The following is a 21,316-nucleotide window of genomic DNA, read 5'->3' as shown; positions in this document are numbered from 1 at the left end:
TGACCCGGCAGAACGGATGCCCGCGGCCGGGCCGGCCACGGGCATCCGTTCTCTCGAAAATCCGCCTGCTAGCCCTTCGTCGACCCGGCGAGCAGGCCGCGCACGAAGAAGCGTTGTAGCGAGAAGAACACGATCAGCGGCACCAGAATCGACAGGAATGCACCGGCCGTGAGGAGATGCCAGTCCTGCCCGCGGGCACCGGAGAGCTCGGCCAGGAGCTTGGTCATGGGCGCGACGGCGCCGTCGGCGAAGATCAGCGCAACCAGCAGGTCGTTCCAGACCCAGAGAAACTGGAAGATGGCGATCGACGCGATGGCCGGCATGGTCAGCGGCAGCACGATGCGGAAGAAGATCTGCCCGTGGCCGGCGCCGTCCACGCGGGCGGCCTCGATGACTTCGCTCGGAATCTCCGAGACGAAGTTGTGCAGCAGGTAGATGGCCAGCGGCAGAGCGAACATGGTGTGGGCGATCCACACCTGGGAATAGCCGCTCCCGGGGTTGAGTGCCTGCACCACCGGGTACCCGAAGATGGTGCCACCGGAGAAGAACTGAAGCAGGGGCACAAGCGCCATCTGGATCGGCACGATCTGCAACGCGAACACGCCGATGAACATTATGTTCTTACCGCGGAAGTCGATCCAGGCGAAGGCGTAGGCGGCGAGGCTCGCGACCATCAACGGGATAAGCGTGGCCGGCAGGGTGATCGCGATCGAATTGATGAACGCCCCGGCCAGGTTGAGCTGGCTGTTGCCCGCCGCCAAGGCCGTTGTGTAGTTGTCGAAGGTGACCCCGGTGTTGGTGAAGATAGTCCACCAGCCGGTGGTGCGCACCTGCTGGGCGGGGCGGAACGACGAGACCAGCAGGCCGAGGGTGGGGATCGACCACAGCACGGCAATGATGAGCGCACCGATAGTGGCTCCGCGGCTGGTCAGACGTTTCTTCGTCTTGCGGGCAATGGTCGATTCCAGGCGACGTTCACCTCGGCGTAACTGACGCTTGGCCTGGGTGTCGAGCGGAAGTTCTACGGGCATGACCGCGCTCATCGGATTTCCCTCTGCTTCTTAATCTGGCGGGCGTTGTAGACCACGATGGGGAGAACGAGCAGGAACAGCACCAGCGCGAACGCGGCAGAGCGGCCCTGCTCGAAGTTCTTGAACTGCGTGTACATCTCGTTGGCGACGACGCTGGTCTCGTTCGAGCCTGCGGTCGTGGTGCGCACGATGTCGAAGACCTTGAGTGACACGATGGAGATCGTGGTCAGCACAACAACGAGGGCGCTGCGGATGCCGGGCACCGTCACGTTCACAAACTGTTGCCAGGCATTGGTGCCGTCGAGTTCTGCGGCTTCCATCTGCTCGGTCGGCACACCCTTGATAGCGGCCGACAGCACGACCATGGCGAATCCGGTCTGCACCCAGATGAGGATGACGATCAGAAACAGGGTGTTGAACGGGGAGACGGAGAGAAAGTCGACCGGCTGGCCGCCGAACAGAACGACGAGTTGGTTGAGCAGGCCGATCTGATCCTGGTCGGCCGGGCGGGCGGTGTACACGAACCGCCAAATAATGGATGCTCCCACGAGCGAGATCGCCATCGGCATGAAGACCAGAATCTTGAAGTATTTCTCACCGCGACTCTTGTCGATGAACACCGCGTAGGCCAGGCCGGCGATGGTGGAGATTGTCGGAACTATGAGCACCCAGACGATCGTGTTGAGCACGATGCGCACGTTCTCGGGCTGGGTGAAGATCCAGGCGAAGTTCTCGAAGCCCACGAACCGGTCACCACGAGCGCTCATGAAGGCCTGCACCGTGGTTTGAATGGTGGGAATGACCAGGCCGATAGCGAGCAGGAGCACGGCCGGGGCGAGAAATCCGACTAGCTGGAACAGGTAGCCGGCGCCCTTGCGGGACCGGTAATCCAGGTAGAAGAAGCCGAGGCCGAGGACACCGGCGCCGATGATCGCCCAGGTATACGAGTTGGCGATGAGCAGGATCAGCAACGGAGCCAGAACACAGACGGCGAGACGGATGATCGTGTACAGGCGGCCGGAGCGCGGGGCGATCTCGACGAAGAAGAGGATGGCGCCGACGACGACACCAAAAGCCAGGATGACGATGGGGACTTGCGCCAGCGCGGGTAACTGCGCCAACCAGGAGAAGAACGCGGACATCTGAAACCTTTCGAGTACGACAATGGACCCTGGTGATCGCCCGAGAAGCGGTGAATTCGTACCGATAACGTACACCGATAGCGCACGGTGTGCCGCCCGATTATTGAAGCGGGCGGCACACCGTGGTTATGCCTAAGTAACGGGAACTCGCTAGTTGCTCGGCCAGCCCGCTTCGATGCTCGTGAGCACTTCGTCGGTGGACGTGCCATTGATCCAGGCGACCATACCCTTCCAGAAGGTTCCCGATCCCACAGCACCCGGCATCAGGTCGGAGGCGTCGAAACGGAAGGTGGTGTCCGGGTCCTGCAGGGTCTTGATGGCTTCCTGCAGAATGGGGCTCGATGCACTCGCGGGGTCGAGGCCCTTGTTAGCGCTGATCACGCCGCCGAGCTTGACCCGGCTGTTGGCCCAGTCCGCGCTGGAGAGGTACTCGAGCACCTTCTGGGTGTCGGCGTCATCGGAGAAGGCTCCGACGATCTCGCCACCACCGGTGACCGCCTGGCCGCCGGCCTTGACGGACGGCGTGATGAAGGCCCACACGTCGGCGTCAGGACCAACGGTTCCGCCGGCATCCGTGATGAAGCCGTCGAAGAAGGAGGCCTGGTGGGTCAGCGCGCAGGAGCTATCGGAGACGGGCGTGGCCACGTCACCGAACGGGGTGCTGTTGATCGACTTGACGTCACCGAAACCGGCATTCACATAGGCCGGGTTGAGCAGGATCTCGCCAAGGGAATCGAAAGCACTCTTGATGGCCGGGTCGGTGAAGGGGATTTCGTTGGCCACCCACTTGTCGTAGGTCTCAGCGCCAGCCTGGCGCAGCACGAGGTCTTCAACCCAGTCGGTTCCCGGCCAGCCGGTGGCGTCGCCGGAGCCGAAGCCGGCGCACCAGGGCGCTTTGCCGGTCTTCTCCTGAATGGTCTTGGTCACGGCGAGCAGTTCGTCCCAGGTGGTGGGAACTTCAACGCCCCACTCCTTGAACTTTGCCGGCGAATACCAGACGAAGCCCTTGACGCTGGCCATGAGCGGAGCCCCGTAGAGTGTGCCGTCCGACGTGCCGTAGGCCTTCCAGTCGGCGGACCAATTCTTGTCGACGTTGGCCGCAACCGCGTCGGGTGCGGCCTTGAGGAATCCGCGCGACGCGAGGTCCTTCATAAGCCCGGGCTGCGGGAAGATCGCGATGTCGGGCGCATTACCGCCCTGGGCGCGGATGGAGATCTGGGATTCGAATTCCTTCGACGACTCGTACTGGATGTCGATGTTATTGTCTTTCTCCCACCCGGCCCAGGACTCTTCGAGCAGTTGGGCTTCAGTGTCGGCGATCGTGCCGTAGACGGTGACGACGCCGTCGCCCTTGGCGCCCGAATCGGCGGTGGTGGCACCGGGACCGCCGGAACAACCGGCCAGGGCCAGACCAGCGATCGCCGCGAATGCGATCGGTGCTGTAATTCGACGGTGCAGGGAAGGCCGCATCTTGTTTCTCCTCATTGAGTGGTGCCGGATCGAGTGGTGCAGATCGTGTGGTGCCGGATCGAGTGGTGCAGATCGTGTGGTGCCGGATCGAGTGGTGCAGATCGAGTGGTGCCGGATCGAGTGGTGCAGATCGAGTGGTGCCGGATCGAGTGGTGCAGATCGAGTGGTGCCGGATCGGGTCGTGCTGGATTGCGCCGCTTGCGTCTGGGGCAACGCACACTTCTGACAGGAATTCGGGAACCGGTTCCAGACCATAAAGTACGACACCCGTTTAGCGATAGCAAGTCCGCAAACATAACGGAATGGCAAAGATATCGAGTTCAATTCCGGCGGGTACCAGATTTTATCGACGAAGCCGCCGGAAAATCAAGGACCTTCATGGAACCGGTTCCATACTGTCGCGGAGCGCGCTATTCTGAACGCATAAATCCCACAGACGGAGGGCACATGAGCGCAATCGGCGATGTCGCCCGACTCGCCGGCGTGGCCAAAGCAACGGCCAGCCGGGCGCTCAGCGGCCGCGGCTACGTCTCGGCAGAGACGCGCGAGAAGGTCGTAGCGGCCGCCCGCGAAATCGGTTACGTCGCGTCACCCAACGCGGCGAGTCTGGTGACGGGGCGCACCCAGAGCGTTGGTGTGATCATTCCGTTCATCAGCCGATGGTTCTTCAGCGAGGTCCTCGAAAGCCTGGAACAGTCGCTGCTCACTCAGGGCTACGACATGACCCTGTACAACCTGCCGCCGGAGTCCCCTGAGCGCGACCGGGTCTTCGATTTCTTTCTGGCCCGTAAACGATTCGACGGCATAATCTCGGTCGGCGTGGCCCTCAGCGACCAGGAGGTCGATCACCTGCACCGTCTCGGCCGCCCGCTCGTCGGTATCGGCGGACCGATCCGGGGCGTTCCGACGATCGAGATCGATGACGTGGCCGCGGCCCGACTGGCTACCGAGCACCTACTCAGCTTGGGGCACCGCGACATCGTGCACGTGGGCGGCAGCCAGATCGACGAGATGGACTTTCATGTGCACCGCAATCGACTGCGGGGCTTTCAGGCGGCGATGCTGGCCGCAGGGCTGGCCGTGAGCGGATGCTTCTACGCCTGCGAGTTCTCGATGCCCGGCGGCTACGCGCGGGGACTGGCGGTGCTCGGCGACCCGCGGCGCCGACCGACCGCGATCTTCGCGGCGAGCGACGAGATCGCATTCGGGCTCATCCTGGCGGCGCGCGAGCTGGGGATCCGGGTTCCGACCGAGCTGAGCGTGATCGGCATCGACGATCATCCCTATGCCGAGATGTTTCGCCTCACAACTCTCGCGCAGCATCCGCGCGCCCAGGGTGAACTCGCCGTGCGCACCCTGCTCGCTGAACTCGCAACCCGCAGCGCTGCGGGAGAACCGACAGTGCTTCCGACTAATCTGGTCATTCGGTCGAGCACGAGTGCACCGCGCGCCCGGGCGATTTGATGGTCCGGCGGTCTGCCGACGACGAAAAGAGGCGCCGTTTCCGTATGGAAACGACGCCCTTTGAGCGCTGATCGGCCCGAGAGCCGGTCGGCTACACCTCAATCAATGCCCCGCGAAGGGCGCAGATTACTTGAGGGTAACGGTTGCGCCGGCCTCTTCGAGGGAAGCCTTGGCCTTCTCGGCAGCGTCCTTGGCAACGCCCTCGAGGACGGCCTTCGGCGCGCCATCGACAACGGCCTTGGCCTCGCCGAGGCCCAGGCTGGTGAGCTCGCGCACAACCTTGATGACCTGGATCTTCTTGTCGCCAACGGCGTCAAGGATGACGTCGAACGCGGTCTGCTCTTCGACCTCTTCAGCAGCAGCGGCGGGGCCAGCGGCTCCGGCAGCGGCGACGGGAGCGGCTGCGGTGACCTCGAAGGTCTCCTCGAACGCCTTGACGAACTCGGAGAGCTCGATGAGGGTCAGGCCCTTGAACTGCTCAAGCAGGTCTTCAGTGGAAAGCTTTGCCATGATGTACTCCTATTAGTTTCTTAAAAATCCGTGAACCGTGAACCAGGCAGGTGCCTAGTTCGCGGACTCCTGCTTCTCACGCAGCGCGTCGATGGTGCGAACAGCCTTCGACAGCGGTGCCTGGAAGAGATAAGCGGCTCCGAACAGCGATGCCTTGAAGGCGCCGGCCAGCTTGGCCAGCAGCACCTCGCGGGACTCGAGGTCGGCAAGCTTGCCAACCTCCGCTGCGGTGAGCGGGTTACCGTCAAAGTAACCGCCCTTTACCACCAGGAGAGGGTTTGCCTTGGTAAAGGCACGCAGGGTCTTCGCGACGGCGACGGGGTCTCCGTGCACGAAGGCGATAGCGGACGGACCGACAAGTTCCTCGTCGAACGAGGTGATGCCGGCCTTGTTGGCCGCAATCTTGGTGAGCGTGTTCTTTACCACGGCGTACGTGGCGTCCTCACTGATGGACTTACGCAGGCTCTTGAGCTGCGCAACAGTGAGACCGCGGTACTCGGTGAGCAGAACGGCGGTCGAGCTTTCGAATTTCTCCGTAAGCTCGGCGACCGTTGCTTCCTTGTTCGCCATGGTGCTCCTCATTAATAATCATGTGCCGGGTAGCCCGGGGCGCAGACATGAAAAAAGCTCCAGCGCAGGGCGCCGGAGCTTGGGGAACAATCCAAAAGACTGTAACAAAACTTCGAACACCTGCGCGGGCCGTTCACGTGAATGAACCTTCGTCTGCACTCGTGTCTTTCGACATAGCGCAGCAACCGGCGGTCTGTGGCTGAGGTTTACTGTACGGCACCATTCGGACGCGCGCAAATCGATGGCATCCGCTTAACTAGTTGACACCCATCAACTACTCACCTATCGTTGATAGCTGTCAATCACTTAAGGAGTCGCATGAGTCGCGCCAGCCGTACTGTTCGGGAACCGGTCACCGAGGGTTCAATGAGCCACCGCCAGGTACTCGAAGCGCTGTCGGGACTGCTGCTGGGCATGTTCGTGTCGATCCTGGCCAACACTGTGGTCAGTACGTCTCTGCCACTCATTCTCAGCGATCTCAAGGGCTCGCAGTCGGCCTATACCTGGGTGGTCACGGCCACACTTCTGGCGACCACGGTGAGTACGCCGATCTGGGGCAAATTCGCCGACCTGTTCAACCGCAAACTTCTCATACAGCTCGCCCTCGCCGTGTTCGTGATCGGCAGCGCGCTCGCCGGGTTATCGCAGGACGCGGGAACGCTCATCGCCTTCCGGGTACTGCAGGGTCTCGGCGCCGGCGGCCTGGTCGCCCTCAGCCAGATCATCATGGCCGACATCATCAGCCCGCGTGAGCGCGGCCGCTACGCCGGCCTGTTCGGCGCGGTCATGGCCCTTGGCACGATCGGTGGCCCGCTGCTCGGCGGCGTCGTGACGGATGCCTTCGGCTGGCGCTGGAATTTCTTCATCGCCCTTCCGGTGGCAATCGTCGCCATCGTGCTGCTGCAGCGCACCCTGCACCTGCCGGCCAGGGTGAAGCGGGTCGTGCGCATCGACTACCTCGGTGCCGCACTGATCACGAGCGGCGTCTCGCTGCTGCTGATCTGGGTGACCCTGGCCGGCACCCAGTTCGAGTGGCTGTCACTGACCTCGTGGGCCATGGTTATCGGTGCCGTCGTTCTGCTGGCCCTGGCGATCATCGTGGAATTTCGCGCCACCGAACCGATCATTCCGCTCAGCCTGTTTCGCAACCGCACCTTCGGCCTCGGGGCCATCGCGAGCCTCGCGGTGGGAGTCTCCCTGTTCGGCACCTCGGTCTTTCTCAGTCAGTACATGCAGCTCGCCCGCGGCGCCACCCCCACCCAGTCGGGCCTGCTGACCATACCCATGATGGGCGGCCTGCTCATCTCCTCGACGCTGTTCGGCACCGTGATCAGTCGGCGTGGCACCTGGAAATCGATCATGGTCTCCGGCTCCGTGCTCATGCTCGTCGGCACCACGCTTCTCGGCACCCTCGATGTGCACACGAGCCTCGTCTTCGTCGGCGTCTACATGTTCATCCTCGGCGCCGGCGTGGGCATGGTCATGCAGAACCTCGTTCTGGTCGTACAGAACACCGTTGAAGTACGGCACCTCGGCGTGGCCACGAGCTCGGTGACCTTCTTCCGCAGCCTCGGCGGCGCGGTCGGGGTCTCGGTGATGGGGTCCATCCTGGGCAGCGTTGTCGCGGCCCAGATCACCACCGGCATTGGCGGGCTCAGCCCGGCCAATCAAGCGGATGCCGGGCGCCTGCTCGGTGACGGCGTCATTCCGCAGGTCAACCAACTGCCCGACGTGCTGCGCATCATCGTCGAAGCCGCCTACGGTTCCGGCGTCGGCACAATCTTTCTGATCAGCGCGCCGCTGGCCCTGGTGACCCTGATCACGGTGTCGCTGCTGCCGAATCATCCGCTCGGCACGGAGAACGGAATCGACCGGGCGCGCGATACGGCCCTGGTGCCGGCAGCAGTACCGGCTACCGTTGCGGCAGACTTGGCCTTTCACCGCGAGGGGGACGACGTGCAGGACATTCTTGTGGAGGTGAGTGCGGCATCCGCTGGCCTGCCGCCGGCCGGGCTGGCCCCAACACCCGCAACCCGGGGAGCTCATGATGAATGAGCTGATCGAGCGGCCCAGCGTGGATGGCGATACCCTCGAGCTCGCCCGCGTCGAGGCGCAGATGGCCATGCTGGCCGCCAATATTCGAGCCAGCACACGGTCGACCGCTGCCGTGATCGACCCGACCCTCGAACCGTTTGGACTCGCGCTCCTGCGCGTACTCGCACGGCGCGGCGAATCCCATGCCAGCGTCGTTGCGGATGTGCTCGCGGTGGACCGCAGCATGATCAGCCGCCAGGCCAAGCTGCTCTGCTCGCTTGGGCTCGTGGAGACCAGGGTTGATCCGCTCGATGGGAGGGCTCGATTTCTGGCCTTAACGCCGCTCGCCACGGAGAAACTGGCCGAGGTTCGCCGCAACCGTAAAGCCCTGGTGCATCGGCGACTCAGCCGGTGGACTCCCGCCGATCTCGACCAGTTCGCCACCCTGTTGGAACGGCTGAACGAGCCCGACTAGGTCCACCGCTTCTGACTTGGCGCCGAGCCGTGAGTTTCGTCGCGAGACTTCGTCGAGCCGTGAGTTTCACCCCCGTTTTACACCCCCGTTTTACACCCCCGTTTTCACCCTAAACGAGTCGAGACCCACGGCTCGACGCTTGGAACTCACGGGTCGAGCAATGAAATGAGGGGGCGCGAGGTCGATCCGGCGCCGCCCTGGCCGATACGCCTAGTGCGTGGCCAGGGGCAGTTCGACCCGAAACTGGGTGCGACCTGGAACGCTGTCGACCGAGACATCGCCATGGTGTGCGGCGACGACCGCTGCCACGATAGCCAGTCCGAGGCCGGTGCTGCCGGTTCCGCGAAAGCGTGAGCTGTCGCCGCGGGCGAACCGTTCGAACAGGGTGCTTCGCAGGTCTTCGGGGATGCCGGGACCGTTGTCGGTGACGGTGATGACGGCCCGGTCGCCAACGGCGGCGAGGTCCACGACCACCGTGGTGCCGGCATCCGTGTGCAGTCGAGCGTTGGCGAGCAGATTGGTGATGACCTGGCGGAGACGCGGTTCGTCGCCGATCGCCTCGATCGGTTCTTCGGGCAGGTCGAGGTCCCAGACATGGTCGCGGCCGGCAGCGTGGGCGTCGCTCACGGCGTCGACGAGCAGCATGGTGAGGTCGACCGGTTCCATTTCGAGTTCGCGGCCCTCGTCGAGGCGGGCGAGCAGCAGCAGGTCTTCCACCAGGCCGGTCATGCGCACCGACTCGCTTTCGATGCGGCCGAGCGCGTGGATGGCATCGGGCGGCAGCTCCTGGCCGCTGCGCCGGGTGAGTTCGGAGTACCCACGGATAGACGCCAACGGCGTGCGCAGCTCGTGGCTCGCGTCGGCGACGAACTGCCGAACCTTGCGCTCGCTCTGCTGTCGCGCTTCGAGGGCGAGGTCGACGTGCTCGAGCATGCGGTTGAGCGCCGCGCCGACTCGGCCTACCTCGGTGCGCGGGTCGGTATCGCCGGCCGGGACCCGGTCGTCCAGGGAGACTTCGCCCTGGTCGAGGGGGAGTTGCGCAACCCGGGTGGCCGTCGCGGTGACGCGTTGCAGCGGGCGCAGGGCGAGGCGAACGACCCAGGCCGCGATAATGGCCACCACGATGAGACCGGCGAGCGAGACGAACGTGATGATCAGGGCCAGCTGGGCGGCCGTGGCCGCGACGCCGGACAGCGGCAGACCAACGAGGTAGAGGGTGCCGCTGCGGGACGTTTCGGCTTGCACACGATAGTCGCCGAGTTCGCCGCCGAGGTTCACGGTGACGCTGCCCGGCTGGTTAACGTGGTCGGCGAGCTGTTGTACCTGCTGAGCGGAGAGTTCTTCGATGGCGCCGCTCTGGTCGTCGGTGTAGCCGGTGGTGATGCTCGATCCGTCGTAGACCAGGGCGAGCAGCCCGGGGGGTTGGGCCGGGCCGCTGAGAATGCTGTTGGCGGTTGGGCTGCCGAAATAGCTGCTGCCGGGGTTGTCGCCGGGGCGGTCCCCGTCGTTGTCGCCGCCGAGGACGGCTCCGGAGCGGTCGGCGGCCGAGGCGAGTTGCACGTCGAGGCGATCGAGCAGCGAGGCGCGCAGGATGACCACGCTCACCACGCCGATCGTGATGCTCACGAGGGCGAGCAGCCCGACCACGGTGAGCACGAGGCGACGCTGCAGGGTCCAGGGCGAGCGAGGTCGGCGGCGCGGCATCCGCTTGGCCATTAGGCAGTTTTCAGCATGTAGCCGGCGCCGCGCACCGTGTGAATCATCGGCTCGCGGCCGGCATCGATCTTTTTACGCAGGTAGGAGATGTAGATCTCGACGACGCTCGATTTGCCGCCGAAGTCGTAGCTCCAGACCCGGTCGAGAATCTGAGCTTTGCTGAGCACCCGACGTGGGTTGCGCATGAGAAAGCGCAGCAGTTCGAATTCGGTGGCGGTCAGTTCGATGGCGTCACCGTCGCGGAAGACCTCGTAGCTGTCTTCGTCAAGGGTGAGGTCTCCCACGGTGATGCGCGGGTCGGTCGAGTCGGCCACGGCGAGGGTGGAGCGGCGGATGAGGCCGCGCAGTCGGGCGACCACCTCCTCAAGGCTGAACGGCTTGGTGACGTAGTCGTCGCCGCCCGCGGTGAGCCCGGCGATGCGGTCGTCCAGCGAGTCCTTGGCGGTGAGAAAGAGCACGGGTGTCTCGTAGCCGTCGGCGCGCACCCGCTGCAACACCTGCAGTCCGTCAATGTCGGGCAGCATGATGTCGAGCACGATGGCGTCCGGCCGGAATTCGCGGGCGATGGTGAGCGCCTGGCGGCCTTCACCGGCGGTGCGCACCTCCCAGCCCTCGTAGCGCAAAGCCATGGAGAGCAGATCGGTGAGGGTGGGTTCGTCGTCAACGACCAGAACCCTAATGGCGCTGCCATCGGCTTTGGTCAGGCGCGGGCCATGGCCGGTGTGGGTGCTCTCACGTGTGCTCATTCTGATGAGTATCCGGCAGTTGTCTATGAACGCCCTATGAGCGCGCCCTCGGATGCCTGTGGCCGGCCTTAGCCGATCAGGGCCGCCAGTAAGGCCGGCGCGGGCACGAGCGGGTTGCTCGCCGGAACGAAGAGTCGCTGGCAGCCGTCGAGCTCGACCTGGATCGGAGTGTCGAGCCGGGTTCCGGCCCGTTCGGGCCAGAGCACCGCGAACCGGGTGGGCTCAATCGCGCACGCGGGCGCTTGCAAAGCGGATGCTGCGGAGGGCAGTAGCGCTGCGGCATCCGCTTCAAGGGTAGTCGCGCTGGTGAAGGTGCCCGACCCGACGGTCAGCATCGAGCCGAGCATGTCGTCGTCGAAACCCTCGATGGATTCGAGTTCGCTGAGGTCGGGTTCGGTGACCGGGTCAACCGTGTAGATACAGACGCTCGCGCCGTCGACGCCGGCGTAGGAGGGGATTTCGGCGGGCGGCACCGAAATCGGTTCAGGGTCCTGCCCGATTTGGGTGGTGTAGGTCTGCAGGCCGGTCGTGCCGAACAACTGCGACTGTTCGGGGGTTCCGGTGCTCATGGTGCAGCCGGCGTCGAGAGCGGGGCGGGCGATCTGCAGCACGAGCGGCAGTTTCACCGTGTCGGTCAGCTCAAGCTTCTCGAGGGCTTTCGCAGTCGCCGGCTTGGTCTTCCTGCACGCCGTGCGCGGCCAGGCTGCCCGCATGGCTTCGCCTGCGGCGTTCTCCAGCCACAGCTCCGGCACGAGCTCCATGTCGGCGGTGCAGGCCTGGTTGAGTCCGGGTTGGTCGTTGGGTTGGGCGAGCGCCGACAGCAGCCGGCCGAAGTCGCCCTTTCGGGTCTCGACGGTCACGGCCGACCAGCGGCCTTGCTCGTCGTCGAGGCTGCCATAGAAGGTGCAGAGGGAGGCGGCGACCGGTTCGAAATCGACGGGCACCCTGCCGGGCTCCGGGGCGTCGGGGTGTGTGACGGTCAGATCGGTCTGGGTCGATTGGCCGTCCGGAAAGATCGGCACGGCATCGCCGAGGTTGGGCGCCTGGCAGTCGACGCCGGCGACGAGCTGCGCGACGGGGGCATCGGTGGCGTCGGGGTAGCCGGGTAGGCCGGCGCATCCGCTGAGCAGCAGGGCCAGCGTGGCGGCCCCGGCGAGCGCGCATCGAACTGGGTACTGCTTCATGTGTTCCCCCGATTGGTTGCCGTTCCTTCAGGCTAGCGAAGCCAGGTCTCTTCGCGATAACGATTCTCACCGCGAGCGGATGCGCGACCTCCGCCGGGTAGGCGATTGGCGGCCTCCGATCCCGCGGCTCCCCGTGGCGGTGGCGCGCCGACCGTGCGCGCGGGCACACAATAGAGGAGTGCCGAATTCCACGCTGTCCCTGTTCGACCTGGATCAGCCTTCGGCGCACCCCGCGGCATCCGTTCTGGTACCGCCGCCGGCACCGCACACCCTGCGCATTGTCGCCGACTCGAACGATCGCGTTGCGTGGTTGCGGGCCCGCAACCAGGGCATTACGGCAACGGATGTCGCCAAGCTGTCGACCCCGAAGTCCATCGTGAACGCGGCGCACGACAAAATGCACGGCACGAGCTTCTCCGGCAACAGCTACACCGACCATGGTCGGGCCCGGGAACCGGTCATCGCCGCGTGGGTGCTGGAGAACTACGGCATCGAACCAAGCACGAACCTGTTTCGGTCGCTCTCGCATCCGCGGCATCTGGCCACGCCCGACGGGGTCGGCGTAATCGGTGCAGATTTACACCTGGCCGAGATCAAGACCACGAGCAAGCCGTGGCGCAGCATTCCGCGCAGCTATCTGCGGCAGGTGTGGTGGCAGCAGTACGTACTCGGCGCCGATCGCACGCTGCTGGTCTGGGAAGAGCACCTCGATTTCGTGCCGGTTTCCGCGGCGCCCGAATGTCGCTGGATCGAACGCGACGAAGACCAGATCGCGATTCTGGTGGGCCTGGCCAACGCCCTGATCGACAACCTCGACCAGCAGGCCCGCCGCTAGCCCCGCTCCCCTCTTTCTTCATGACCGGGCCCAGGCCCGGTCGCTGGGCCCATGATCTAGCATGGGCCCGCTTTCCGGGCCCGGGCCCGGAAAGAGTTGGGCGAGCTGGATGCAGCAGAATGAGGGTCATGGCTACCGACTTCGAACTTCCGCCGACCATGCGCGCCCTCGTCATTGACGAGACCGGCGATCCCGAGGTCTTGCACCTGGCTGAGAGGCCGCTTCCGCGTCAGATTTCCGACGAGGTTCTCGTGAAGGTCGTTGCCGCCGGGCTCAACCCGATCGACGCCAAGACCCGCTCCGGCAAGGGCGTCGCCGCCGCGATCGAAAACTACCCGACCATTCTCGGCAACGATTTCAGCGGCATCGTCGTGCGCGCGGCATTCGAGGCGTCACCGCTGCAGCCCGGTGATGCGGTCTTCGGCATGGGCCGAGTGCCGCGCACCGGCGGCAGCTTCGCCGAATACGTCTCAGTATCGAGCATGAGCGTCGCACACAAGCCGGCCCGACTCAGCCACGCCGAAGCTGCCGCAGTACCGGTCGCCGCCCTCACCGCGTGGGGCATGGTGAGGCTTGCCGGGGCGGCCCCCGGGCAGCGGATGCTCGTGCACGCCGCCAGCGGCGGCGTCGGTCACTTCGCGGTACAGTTCGCCCGCGTTCTCGGCGCCCACGTCATCGCCACCGGATCCACCCACAATCTCGACTTTCTGCGCGAGCTCGGTGCCGACGAGGTCATCGACTACACGACCACGCGCTTCGAAGACGAGGCCCGCGACGTCGACTCGGTGATCGACCTCATCGGTAATGTGCACGATGACACCGGCACCCGATCCCTGGCCGCGCTGCGCCCGGGCGGCCTGCTCGTGAATGCGCCGACCGGCAGCTGGCCCTCCATGGCAGCGGATGCCGCAGCCGCCGGTCGCCGCGCGACAGGTTTCAAGGTGTCCCCCGACGCCCGAGCCCTCGACGAGATCTCGAAACTCCTCGACACGGGAACCGTGCGGGTGCACGTCGACGCGGTGTTCGAACTCGCCGACGGCGCTGCGGCACACCGACTGATCGAGGAGGGTCACATTCGCGGCAAGATCGTGCTGCGCGTCTCGTAGCGGGCATCGGCATCCGCTGCCCGCCAGTCGAGGGCGGCTGAGATCTAGTTCTCGTTCCGTTCGCGGCGACGGCGGAACGTCAACAGCACGCCGAGGCCCAGCAGAAGAACGCCCCCGACGATGGCGGGAACGGGCAGGTCAACCCCGGTGCCGGAAAGGGCGGCCGGCCGCGGCGCCGCGGACGAAGCCCCCAGAACTGCGACGAACACACCCGTGTCGGCGCAGGCCGACGACGAAAACGGCCCAGCGACCGCGTCGCGCAGGGCCACCACGAGGCCCAGATTCGCCGTCTCGTTCTGCCCGGTCAGCCCGGTCACATTCGTCATGTCGACCCTGACCTCGGCACGCAGCGTCGCGCCGGCGGCGAGCGGCTGAACCGGCGCGAGCACCGCACAATTCGCGTCGCCCGCGAACGACACGGTGGGCGCGGTCGGGTCGGCAGGGGTCGTGACGCCCAGGGTGAGGTACTGATTCAGCCCAGCGGATGCCCCGTCCGCACTGCGCAGACTCACCCGCACGACCGCGGGCTGGTCGCTCGGGTTGTGGATCCACAGGGACGCCCGTATCGACCCCTTCGGAATCATCGCCCCATACGAGTCGAACAAATCGGTCGGCAGACTGTTCGCGAAGTGCGCGCCGTCCGAGCTGACCTGCACGTCGCCGAGCCGGGCGTTGCTGGCCTGGGCAACACTTGACAGGAATTCGGGTTCGACAGCAGATGCCGGCCCGGCCGCACCGGCAAGTATCGGGAGCGCCAGCAATAGCGCGGAGGCCACGGCACCAAGCAGGCGCCCACGACGACGGCCAGGTGCGCGGAATTCGCAAATAGGGGGCTGGGTATCACGCGGCTGCATAGATCAGACCGCCGAGTGGCGATGGGCGCCGCGAGGACGACGGCGGCTGGCACGGACTCCGGTGACGAGCATTACAGCCGAGTATCCGAGCAGCGCCAGGGCCACGGCCGGAATGATCACCGCTCGGCTCGCCCCGTTGACGAAGTTGTTTGCATGGCCGATCAGCGGAAAAAAATACCACAGTCGCCCCTGAATCTGGGTGGAGAGCACGAGGTCCGGATCGGGAAGACTGTTGTTGTCTCCCTGAAACTGAAATCTTCGGCTACCGTCCGTGGATGAGCTGATCGCGGTGATGCGGTGGGTGATAACGGCCGGCTCGCCCGAGTGAATCTGATAAGTGGCGACATCTCCGATTACGAGGTCGTCGGTGTTGACGGGGCCGACCACGATCATGGTGCCGGGCGGCAGGTGTGGCTCCATTGAGCTCGTCAGTACAGTCAATGGGGTTGCGCCCGTGATCTTGGGCACGATGACCAGCAGAGCGAGCAGCATAACCACGAGAAGAAGCAGCGCACCACTGACGGCCAGGCCCAGGGCTTGCAGCAGTCCAGTCGGTCTGGCCCCCTTCGAACCGTGCCCCATCAGTTCGCCGCCGTCAATGTGAACTGCTGGGCGCTACCGGCGTTGCAGCTTTGCGTCTGCAGCGCGGTTCCGGCTGTGTAACTCGGCACCGTGATGCATTCCGTTTTGTTTTTGTTCACTTGCATGACGAACTGGTACAAACCGTTTCCCGACACTGTGCCGCCCCACTGCTGGCTGGAGTCACGCGTGTTGCGTGTCGCCATCACCACAGCTGCCGTGGTGGTGCGCTGCCAAGCCAGCCCGGCCGCTGCCTGCGAGTTGATGAGGTAATCGCTCTGGTTGACCAAGTCATATTGCCAGAGCTGAGTGGTCAGCGACTCGTTGCATACCTGCACTGTCACGGGTCCGTTCGCGTTGGCGGAACCCGTGACGCACAGGCCCCCACTCTTGACTCGGTACCAGCTGGTCGACGACGGTGACTGGCTGGTGGTCGCAGTGACGGCCGATGACATGGTCGAGGAGTTGCCGGCCGCGTCGAGCGCGTCGACGGTGTAGCTGTAGGTTGTGCCGACATTGAGACCGGTATCGGTATAGGTTCTGCCGGTGATGTCCGGCCCGACCCGCTCCCCGTCGCGATAGACGCGGTACGAGGCGATGCCAACGTTGTCGGTCGCCGCCGTCCAGGTGAGTGTGGTGGCGGCACCCGTTGTCGATGACGATGTCAGGCCGGTCGGCGCGGTCGGAGCAGTCCTGTCGGGCACGGTCTGGGCCACGGCAACAGTGACGGGGGCGGCCTTCCAGTTCGCGCCGACCGCGGCGGTCAGGTCGAGCCGGGCCGCAACCTGGCCACCGCCGTAGGCAGCCGGAATGGGTGATGACATCGAGGTGCGCACGCAGTACACAACGGACGAACCTGCGGCGACCGAACCGGTCAGTGTGGTTCCGTTCGTCCAAGTTCGCACCGTCTCGCTTCCGGGCAAGGTCGTCGACGAGGTGCAGTGGGCGGTGGAGGCGACCGGCCAGGTCGTCACCGTGATCGCTGCGGCGAGGCCCGCCGTCGCCGACGTGCCAGCGAGTGTGAGTGTGTACGTCGACGGCACCGAGCCATTACTCACGGTGACGGGTTTCGTTGTCACCAGACTGCTCGCCGAGTAGTCGAATTTGAGCTGGTCGTAGCCGGATTGGGCGATGCTGACCGTGCCCGAGGTCACGGATCCGGTGGCTGTGGATGCCGCGGTGGTCCAGGCGGCATGGGAGGCGCCGGACGCCGCGAGCACGAGAAAGAGCACCGTGCCGAGCAGGGCTGCGGTGTGACGCTGCCCTCTCGGTCGAGCGAAAGCCTGGCGGCGTGAGCGGGTCATGGTTTAGGCCTGCACCCCGGTGAGGACGACGGAAAAGTTGGCAGCGGACGACGACTGGCTCAGACTCGGGGCGCCCGCCGGCAGCGAGACCAGCACGCATACTGTTCGGGACTCGGCTTTAGCAAGCGTCAGGCCCACCGCCGTCGACGGCGCACTGGCAAATGTTCCGCTGGTGCTGGGGATGACCGCGCTCGTGCACGTAGCCGAGCTGTCGACGACGGCTAGACCGATGGTGAGCGAATCGGACAGGGCCGAAGTGACATCCGGCGCGACGAGCGAGGAGCGGGTCACGGCCAATGGAACGTCACCGGTATTCGTGACGGTGACGGGGGCGGCAATCACCAGTCCCGGGTACAGGGCGACGGCGGGAAGGGCGAGGGCCGAGACTGTCATCGTGGCCGTTCCCGACGATATCGTGGCCGCGGGGGTGGCGGCACTCGAATTCAGAAGGGCGTAGGTGCCGCCGGCAGCGGTCGTGGCCAGCACGACTGCCAGAAGAGTGGATGCTGCGGCCAAGACCAAGGCCCGCGCGCGTAGCCGCAGGGTCGGCACTGCACGGTGGCGACGACGTTCGACCGGCGAAGCGGTGTGGCGTCCACGGGCTGTCTTCATGTGATCACCTCGCTTTCTGGTCGAACGGAGGAGCCGGAGGGAAAATCGCACCGCCCGGGGGTGCCCATCGTCGGGTGATGGGCACACCAGGGGCGGTGCAGGAGGTGGTGAAGAACTAGGTGGTCTGCGTCAGGGTCACGGCGAGGGCGCCGAGGTTGACCGAGCCGAGCATGGCATCGTTCTCAGCTCCTGGGACGTTGCTCTTGGGGAACGTCAGGGTGACGGTAACCACTGCAGCGCGAGCGATAACGCCGGTACCGGCCGGTGTGATCGTGTACGTCGGGCCGGCACCGGTGATGCCTATGCCGCTGATCGACACTTGGGCGCTCTTGGTGATGTAGCTCGCGAGCTTCCCGTCAAAGGTGTTGGTTGCGCTCGTGGCGGTGATGCTCGCTGGAGCAACGGCCAGAGTCGCGACCATGTTGTCGCCGGTCGCCGTGATGTCAACCTTCTTCGTGTAGGTAAGGACGTCACCGGGCACGATCTTGTACGTGCTCAGGGTGATTTCAGTGGCACCGCTCTTCCAGACGCCGGCGGCGGCGTTGTCGACCACCGTCAGGGCGCCGGAGGTGATCGTTCCGCCGGCAACCGACGTACTGGAATTCCAGAGCGCGAACGTTCCCGCGCCGCCGAACAGCAGGGTCAGTCCGGCGGCACCGGCGATAGCGCTAACGAGAAGCTTGTTCATAGTGGAGACCTTTCGGAAGATCGACTCAGGGGCGAGTGGTACACACACTATGTGGGACAGACAGATTTGTCTGTCCGTCGATAACCCCCAGAATGGGATTTAGGGTAAATGTCGTTTCTATACTGAATTAGTTGAAATCAATAGGTATATCGGACCATTTCGTGAAAAATCAGGAGGAATGCAACGATAAAGCGACATGCGGGCAGGTAGACGAGTTCGTTGTCGATCAGACGCGACAGACCGTTCTACCTCCGAATTGGTCTGGCCCGCGGCATGGTCCAGACTGGAGTTTCACGAGGAGACCGCATGACTTCAGATCAGATAGCCGACCACGTCGGGCCCGTCGTCGTGTGGTTTCGCGACGATCTGCGGGTTGCCGACCATCCAGCCCTGCAGGCGGCGATAGAGCAGGGGCAGCCGATTGTGGCCCTCTACCTGCTCGACGAGCAATCCGACGGAGTCCGCCCGCTCGGCGGCGCGGCGCGTTGGTGGCTGCACCAGAGCCTGCGATCCCTCGCCGGCTCCATCGAAGACCTCGGTGGCCGGTTGATTCTGCGCCGCGGTGCGGCCGGCCCGATCATCGCCGGTCTGGTGCACGAAACGGATGCCTCCGCCGTGTTTTGGAACCGCCGCTACGGCCTGGCCGAACGCACGATCGACACCGCGATCAAGAGCGACCTGCGTGAGCGCGGAGTCGACGCCCATAGTTTCGCCGGTTCGCTTCTGTTCGAACCCTGGACGATTCAGACCGGGCAGGGCGGCTCTTACTCCGTCTTCACCCCATTCTGGCGGGCCTGCACCGCGGGTGCGCCGCCCCGCGCGCCCTACCCGGCACCGGCCGCCATTCCCGGCTGGGCCGGCGACCCCACTACGGCAGCCCTCGTCTCCGACGACCTCGACGACTGGGGACTCGAACCGTCGAGCCCCGATTGGGCGGGCGGGCTGCGCGCCGCGTGGACGCCGGGCGAAGCATCCGCTCATTCCCTGCTCGACACCTTTTTGGCCGAGTCGCTCCCCCGCTACGCCACCGAACGAGACGAACCGGCCCAGAACGCGACCTCGCGACTGTCTCCGCACCTGCGCTGGGGCGAGATCAGCCCGCACCAGGTGTGGGCGGCGACTCACAAGGCCCAGCGCGGCCTCAGCGGTAGCGAGTTGGCCAGCGCGACCCGATTTCTGACCGAGGTCGGCTGGCGGGAGTTCGCGTACCACGTGCTCTTTCACGCGCCAGACCTCGCGACCACGAACCTGCGCCCTGCCTTCGACGCTTTCCCGTGGCCGCCACTCGATCGGGATGCCCTAGCGGCCTGGCAGCAGGGTCGCACCGGCTTTGCCCTGGTTGACGCCGGCATGCGTGAACTGTGGCGAACCGGAAGCATGCACAATCGGGTACGCATGGTGACGGCGTCATTCCTGATCAAGAATATGTTGGTCGATTGGCGCGAGGGCGAACGCTGGTTCTGGGACACCCTGGTCGATGCCGACGCGGCGAGCAACCCATTTGGTTGGCAATGGGTGGCCGGTTCCGGAGCGGACGCCGCACCGTATTTTCGTATCTTCAACCCCGACCTGCAGGCGGCCAAGTTCGACCCGCACCAGCAGTACATCCGGCAGAACGTGCCCGAATACGGCACGGATGCCTATCCGGCGCCGCTGGTCGACCTCGGCGAGACGCGCCGCGCCGCCCTGGCTGCCTACGAGCGGGTCAAAGCCCAAACACCGCGCTAGGCGACCTCGACGGCTGCGATAACCGAGGACTCCGCGGTCTGCTTTCGCACGGTCTTTTGTTCGGACGACCCGACATACCAAATGCTCAGCACGCACATCATGACCGAACCGAGGGCGAGAGGGTTTTGCAGGTAGACCACGAGATAGCCCAGGTAGGGAACGAAGGCGGTCACGCCGCCGACGACATCGGCTTCGCGCACGGTGAACGGGTCGACCGTCTCGTTCGCGTCGCCCTTTGTCGAGAGGGTGGCATCGTCGTTGAAGGCCACGAGTCGATGGGTGGTGCGATCGCCGTCTCGCCGAAAGGTGATCACCTGTCCGACCGTGTACCGGTCGGCCTCGACGATGACGATGCTCGCCGGCAGGATGGTGGGCGACATCGACCCGGTGCGCACGACAAAGGCCCGATAGGGCAGTGCGCCCGTCGCGACCAGAACGACCGGGGTAAGCACGGCGGCAAGAACGAGCAGCACGACCACGGTGCCTTTGAATCTCTTCACGGCGCGCCCCTCGGCTCGGAACGGAAAAGGAATGCCTCGGACGTCGCTAGCCGACAGCGACGTCCGAGCCATTTCATCGAGCCCTACAGGCCCGGGGTCTGTCCGACCTGCGTGGCCACAATCTGGTACGGCAGACCGTTTCCAACGACCACGGCGTTCGGGGTCTGAGCCGTCTTCACCGGGTAAGAGTTCCACACTCCACCGCCCAGCTCCGACTGGCCAGACATCTTTGCCGCGTAGCCGAAGCTGAACGAGACCGAGCCGACAGCTGTCGGCGCCAGGTTGGATGCCAGCTTGATCATCTTCGGAACGGGCCAGCATCCCGTCGGCGCGAGGGCGCCGCAGCTCGGGTGCGCGGTGTCGTCCAAGTCATCGCTGAGGTTCGCGGAGTCGAAGAGCGCTGTACCGTTGGCAGCCACGTGGAATTCGCCGTAGGTACCGAGGTCGTTCAAAGCGTGCAGTGCGTCCTTGTCGTTGAACACGACCCAGACATCCTGAGCGTTCAAACCCGTGTTGACATAGCGCGAGGTGACGGTCTGAGGCGTTCCCGGTAGCAGGTTCGTGAAAGCCAGGTTGAGTGAGTCAGTGCCGGTTCCGTCGGCACCGGCAATCTTGATCGAGCCGATTGTTCCGCTCACTGCGCCCTGTGCCGTGTCGCTGAAGTACGCGCCGGTCGGTCCCAAGGCGGCGAGGACCATCGTCAATGCAACGGCAACGCCTCCGGCCCCGATGATCATTTTCTTGCGGTTTAACATAAGTTTCACGTCA

General features: G+C 64.9%; 21 protein-coding genes. 6 read left to right on the top strand and 15 right to left on the bottom strand.

Annotated elements, in window-relative coordinates:
- Positions 1 to 68: 68 nt before the first annotated feature.
- The 3 genes from QMF22_RS04760 to QMF22_RS04750 form a co-directional block, all read right to left on the bottom strand.
- On the bottom strand, positions 69 to 1,043 hold the full coding sequence (locus QMF22_RS04760) for a carbohydrate ABC transporter permease (protein ID WP_283450936.1): 975 nt from the start codon (positions 1,041 to 1,043) through the stop codon (positions 69 to 71).
- Complete coding sequence (locus QMF22_RS04755; RefSeq protein ID WP_283450934.1) at positions 1,040 to 2,173, bottom strand: carbohydrate ABC transporter permease; 1,134 nt, start codon at positions 2,171 to 2,173, stop codon at positions 1,040 to 1,042. Before QMF22_RS04755 ends, QMF22_RS04760 begins: the two co-directional genes overlap by 4 nt.
- A gap of 150 nt (positions 2,174 to 2,323) precedes the next feature.
- Positions 2,324 to 3,643 carry an ABC transporter substrate-binding protein gene (locus tag QMF22_RS04750; RefSeq protein WP_283450932.1) on the bottom strand — a complete coding sequence of 440 codons (1,320 nt, stop codon included), beginning with the start codon at positions 3,641 to 3,643 and terminating at the stop codon, positions 2,324 to 2,326.
- 447 nt (positions 3,644 to 4,090) lie between these two features.
- Between QMF22_RS04750 and QMF22_RS04745 the strand changes: the two genes are divergently transcribed.
- Positions 4,091 to 5,107, top strand: coding sequence for a LacI family DNA-binding transcriptional regulator (locus QMF22_RS04745; RefSeq protein WP_283450930.1), 1,017 nt, complete (start codon positions 4,091 to 4,093; stop codon positions 5,105 to 5,107).
- Between the two features lie 126 nt (positions 5,108 to 5,233).
- On the opposite strand, the gene rplL is transcribed toward QMF22_RS04745, so the two are convergent.
- Complete coding sequence (gene rplL, locus QMF22_RS04740; protein ID WP_092340409.1) at positions 5,234 to 5,617, bottom strand: 50S ribosomal protein L7/L12; 384 nt, start codon at positions 5,615 to 5,617, stop codon at positions 5,234 to 5,236.
- 54 nt (positions 5,618 to 5,671) lie between these two features.
- Complete coding sequence (gene rplJ / locus QMF22_RS04735; protein WP_092340410.1) at positions 5,672 to 6,187, bottom strand: 50S ribosomal protein L10; 516 nt, start codon at positions 6,185 to 6,187, stop codon at positions 5,672 to 5,674.
- Positions 6,188 to 6,505: 318 nt separating this feature from the next.
- Between rplJ and QMF22_RS04730 the strand changes: the two genes are divergently transcribed.
- Together QMF22_RS04730 and QMF22_RS04725 are read left to right on the top strand one after the other, a co-directional pair.
- Complete coding sequence (locus QMF22_RS04730) at positions 6,506 to 8,242, top strand: MDR family MFS transporter (protein ID WP_349357074.1); 1,737 nt, start codon at positions 6,506 to 6,508, stop codon at positions 8,240 to 8,242.
- Positions 8,235 to 8,696 (top strand): MarR family winged helix-turn-helix transcriptional regulator, encoded by a 462-nt coding sequence (locus QMF22_RS04725; protein ID WP_283450923.1) that lies wholly within the window; start codon positions 8,235 to 8,237, stop codon positions 8,694 to 8,696. The genes QMF22_RS04730 and QMF22_RS04725 overlap by 8 nt, the downstream gene beginning before the upstream one ends.
- Before the next feature lie 210 nt (positions 8,697 to 8,906).
- On the opposite strand, the gene QMF22_RS04720 is transcribed toward QMF22_RS04725, so the two are convergent.
- From QMF22_RS04720 to QMF22_RS04710, 3 genes are all read right to left on the bottom strand, one after another.
- Positions 8,907 to 10,412, bottom strand: coding sequence for a sensor histidine kinase (locus QMF22_RS04720; RefSeq protein WP_283450921.1), 1,506 nt, complete (start codon positions 10,410 to 10,412; stop codon positions 8,907 to 8,909).
- Positions 10,412 to 11,158: a response regulator transcription factor gene (locus QMF22_RS04715; protein WP_283450919.1), complete on the bottom strand. Its 747-nt coding sequence runs from the start codon at positions 11,156 to 11,158 to the stop codon at positions 10,412 to 10,414. The genes QMF22_RS04720 and QMF22_RS04715 overlap by 1 nt, the downstream gene beginning before the upstream one ends.
- 68 nt (positions 11,159 to 11,226) lie before the next feature.
- Entirely contained in the window at positions 11,227 to 12,342 is a 1,116-nt protein-coding gene (locus QMF22_RS04710; RefSeq protein WP_283450918.1) for a hypothetical protein, read from the bottom strand.
- A 244-nt stretch (positions 12,343 to 12,586) separates the two neighbouring features.
- On the opposite strand from QMF22_RS04710, the gene QMF22_RS04705 reads away from it, so the two are divergent.
- Complete coding sequence (locus QMF22_RS04705; RefSeq protein WP_283451631.1) at positions 12,587 to 13,177, top strand: YqaJ viral recombinase family protein; 591 nt, start codon at positions 12,587 to 12,589, stop codon at positions 13,175 to 13,177.
- 128 nt (positions 13,178 to 13,305) lie between these two features.
- A complete protein-coding gene (locus QMF22_RS04700) occupies positions 13,306 to 14,283 on the top strand; it encodes an NADP-dependent oxidoreductase (RefSeq protein ID WP_283450915.1) in 978 nt (325 codons plus the stop codon).
- A gap of 44 nt (positions 14,284 to 14,327) precedes the next feature.
- On the opposite strand, the gene QMF22_RS04695 is transcribed toward QMF22_RS04700, so the two are convergent.
- From QMF22_RS04695 to QMF22_RS04675, 5 genes are all read right to left on the bottom strand, one after another.
- Entirely contained in the window at positions 14,328 to 15,059 is a 732-nt protein-coding gene (locus QMF22_RS04695) for an LPXTG cell wall anchor domain-containing protein (RefSeq protein ID WP_283450912.1), read from the bottom strand.
- A gap of 81 nt (positions 15,060 to 15,140) precedes the next feature.
- A complete protein-coding gene (locus tag QMF22_RS04690; RefSeq protein WP_283450910.1) occupies positions 15,141 to 15,719 on the bottom strand; it encodes a signal peptidase I in 579 nt (192 codons plus the stop codon).
- Positions 15,719 to 17,020, bottom strand: a complete 1,302-nt coding sequence (locus QMF22_RS04685) for an RICIN domain-containing protein (protein WP_283450908.1) — start codon at positions 17,018 to 17,020, stop codon at positions 15,719 to 15,721. Before QMF22_RS04685 ends, QMF22_RS04690 begins: the two co-directional genes overlap by 1 nt.
- A 3-nt stretch (positions 17,021 to 17,023) precedes the next feature.
- Positions 17,024 to 17,632, bottom strand: a complete 609-nt coding sequence (locus tag QMF22_RS04680; RefSeq protein WP_283450906.1) for a hypothetical protein — start codon at positions 17,630 to 17,632, stop codon at positions 17,024 to 17,026.
- Between the two features lie 115 nt (positions 17,633 to 17,747).
- A complete protein-coding gene (locus QMF22_RS04675; protein WP_283450904.1) occupies positions 17,748 to 18,320 on the bottom strand; it encodes an alternate-type signal peptide domain-containing protein in 573 nt (190 codons plus the stop codon).
- A 306-nt stretch (positions 18,321 to 18,626) separates the two neighbouring features.
- Between QMF22_RS04675 and QMF22_RS04670 the strand changes: the two genes are divergently transcribed.
- A complete protein-coding gene (locus QMF22_RS04670) occupies positions 18,627 to 20,048 on the top strand; it encodes a cryptochrome/photolyase family protein (protein WP_283450902.1) in 1,422 nt (473 codons plus the stop codon).
- Here the strand turns inward: QMF22_RS04670 and QMF22_RS04665 are convergent.
- Complete coding sequence (locus QMF22_RS04665) at positions 20,045 to 20,548, bottom strand: signal peptidase I (RefSeq protein WP_283450900.1); 504 nt, start codon at positions 20,546 to 20,548, stop codon at positions 20,045 to 20,047. The genes QMF22_RS04670 and QMF22_RS04665 overlap by 4 nt on opposite strands.
- Before the next feature lie 83 nt (positions 20,549 to 20,631).
- On the bottom strand, positions 20,632 to 21,312 hold the full coding sequence (locus tag QMF22_RS04660) for a hypothetical protein (RefSeq protein WP_283450898.1): 681 nt from the start codon (positions 21,310 to 21,312) through the stop codon (positions 20,632 to 20,634).
- Positions 21,313 to 21,316: the final 4 nt, after the last annotated feature.

The organism is Cryobacterium sp. PH31-L1 (assembly GCF_030063145.1).
Taxonomy (GTDB): Bacteria; Actinomycetota; Actinomycetes; order Actinomycetales; family Microbacteriaceae; genus Cryobacterium.
Note: the sequence above shows the minus strand (reverse complement) of the source record. Positions and strands in the feature narration are given on the sequence as shown.

Coding starts and splice junctions, on each gene's coding strand:
- QMF22_RS04760 (WP_283450936.1), bottom strand. CDS start 1,043: ATGAGCGCGGTCATGCCCGTAGAACTTCCGCTCGACACCCAGGCCAAG.
- QMF22_RS04755 (WP_283450934.1), bottom strand. CDS start 2,173: ATGTCCGCGTTCTTCTCCTGGTTGGCGCAGTTACCCGCGCTGGCGCAA.
- QMF22_RS04750 (WP_283450932.1), bottom strand. CDS start 3,643: ATGCGGCCTTCCCTGCACCGTCGAATTACAGCACCGATCGCATTCGCG.
- QMF22_RS04745 (WP_283450930.1), top strand. CDS start 4,091: ATGAGCGCAATCGGCGATGTCGCCCGACTCGCCGGCGTGGCCAAAGCA.
- rplL (WP_092340409.1), bottom strand. CDS start 5,617: ATGGCAAAGCTTTCCACTGAAGACCTGCTTGAGCAGTTCAAGGGCCTG.
- rplJ (WP_092340410.1), bottom strand. CDS start 6,187: ATGGCGAACAAGGAAGCAACGGTCGCCGAGCTTACGGAGAAATTCGAA.
- QMF22_RS04730 (WP_349357074.1), top strand. CDS start 6,506: ATGAGTCGCGCCAGCCGTACTGTTCGGGAACCGGTCACCGAGGGTTCA.
- QMF22_RS04725 (WP_283450923.1), top strand. CDS start 8,235: ATGAATGAGCTGATCGAGCGGCCCAGCGTGGATGGCGATACCCTCGAG.
- QMF22_RS04720 (WP_283450921.1), bottom strand. CDS start 10,412: ATGGCCAAGCGGATGCCGCGCCGCCGACCTCGCTCGCCCTGGACCCTG.
- QMF22_RS04715 (WP_283450919.1), bottom strand. CDS start 11,158: ATGAGCACACGTGAGAGCACCCACACCGGCCATGGCCCGCGCCTGACC.
- QMF22_RS04710 (WP_283450918.1), bottom strand. CDS start 12,342: ATGAAGCAGTACCCAGTTCGATGCGCGCTCGCCGGGGCCGCCACGCTG.
- QMF22_RS04700 (WP_283450915.1), top strand. CDS start 13,306: ATGGCTACCGACTTCGAACTTCCGCCGACCATGCGCGCCCTCGTCATT.
- QMF22_RS04690 (WP_283450910.1), bottom strand. CDS start 15,719: ATGGGGCACGGTTCGAAGGGGGCCAGACCGACTGGACTGCTGCAAGCC.
- QMF22_RS04685 (WP_283450908.1), bottom strand. CDS start 17,020: ATGACCCGCTCACGCCGCCAGGCTTTCGCTCGACCGAGAGGGCAGCGT.
- QMF22_RS04680 (WP_283450906.1), bottom strand. CDS start 17,632: ATGAAGACAGCCCGTGGACGCCACACCGCTTCGCCGGTCGAACGTCGT.
- QMF22_RS04675 (WP_283450904.1), bottom strand. CDS start 18,320: ATGAACAAGCTTCTCGTTAGCGCTATCGCCGGTGCCGCCGGACTGACC.
- QMF22_RS04670 (WP_283450902.1), top strand. CDS start 18,627: ATGACTTCAGATCAGATAGCCGACCACGTCGGGCCCGTCGTCGTGTGG.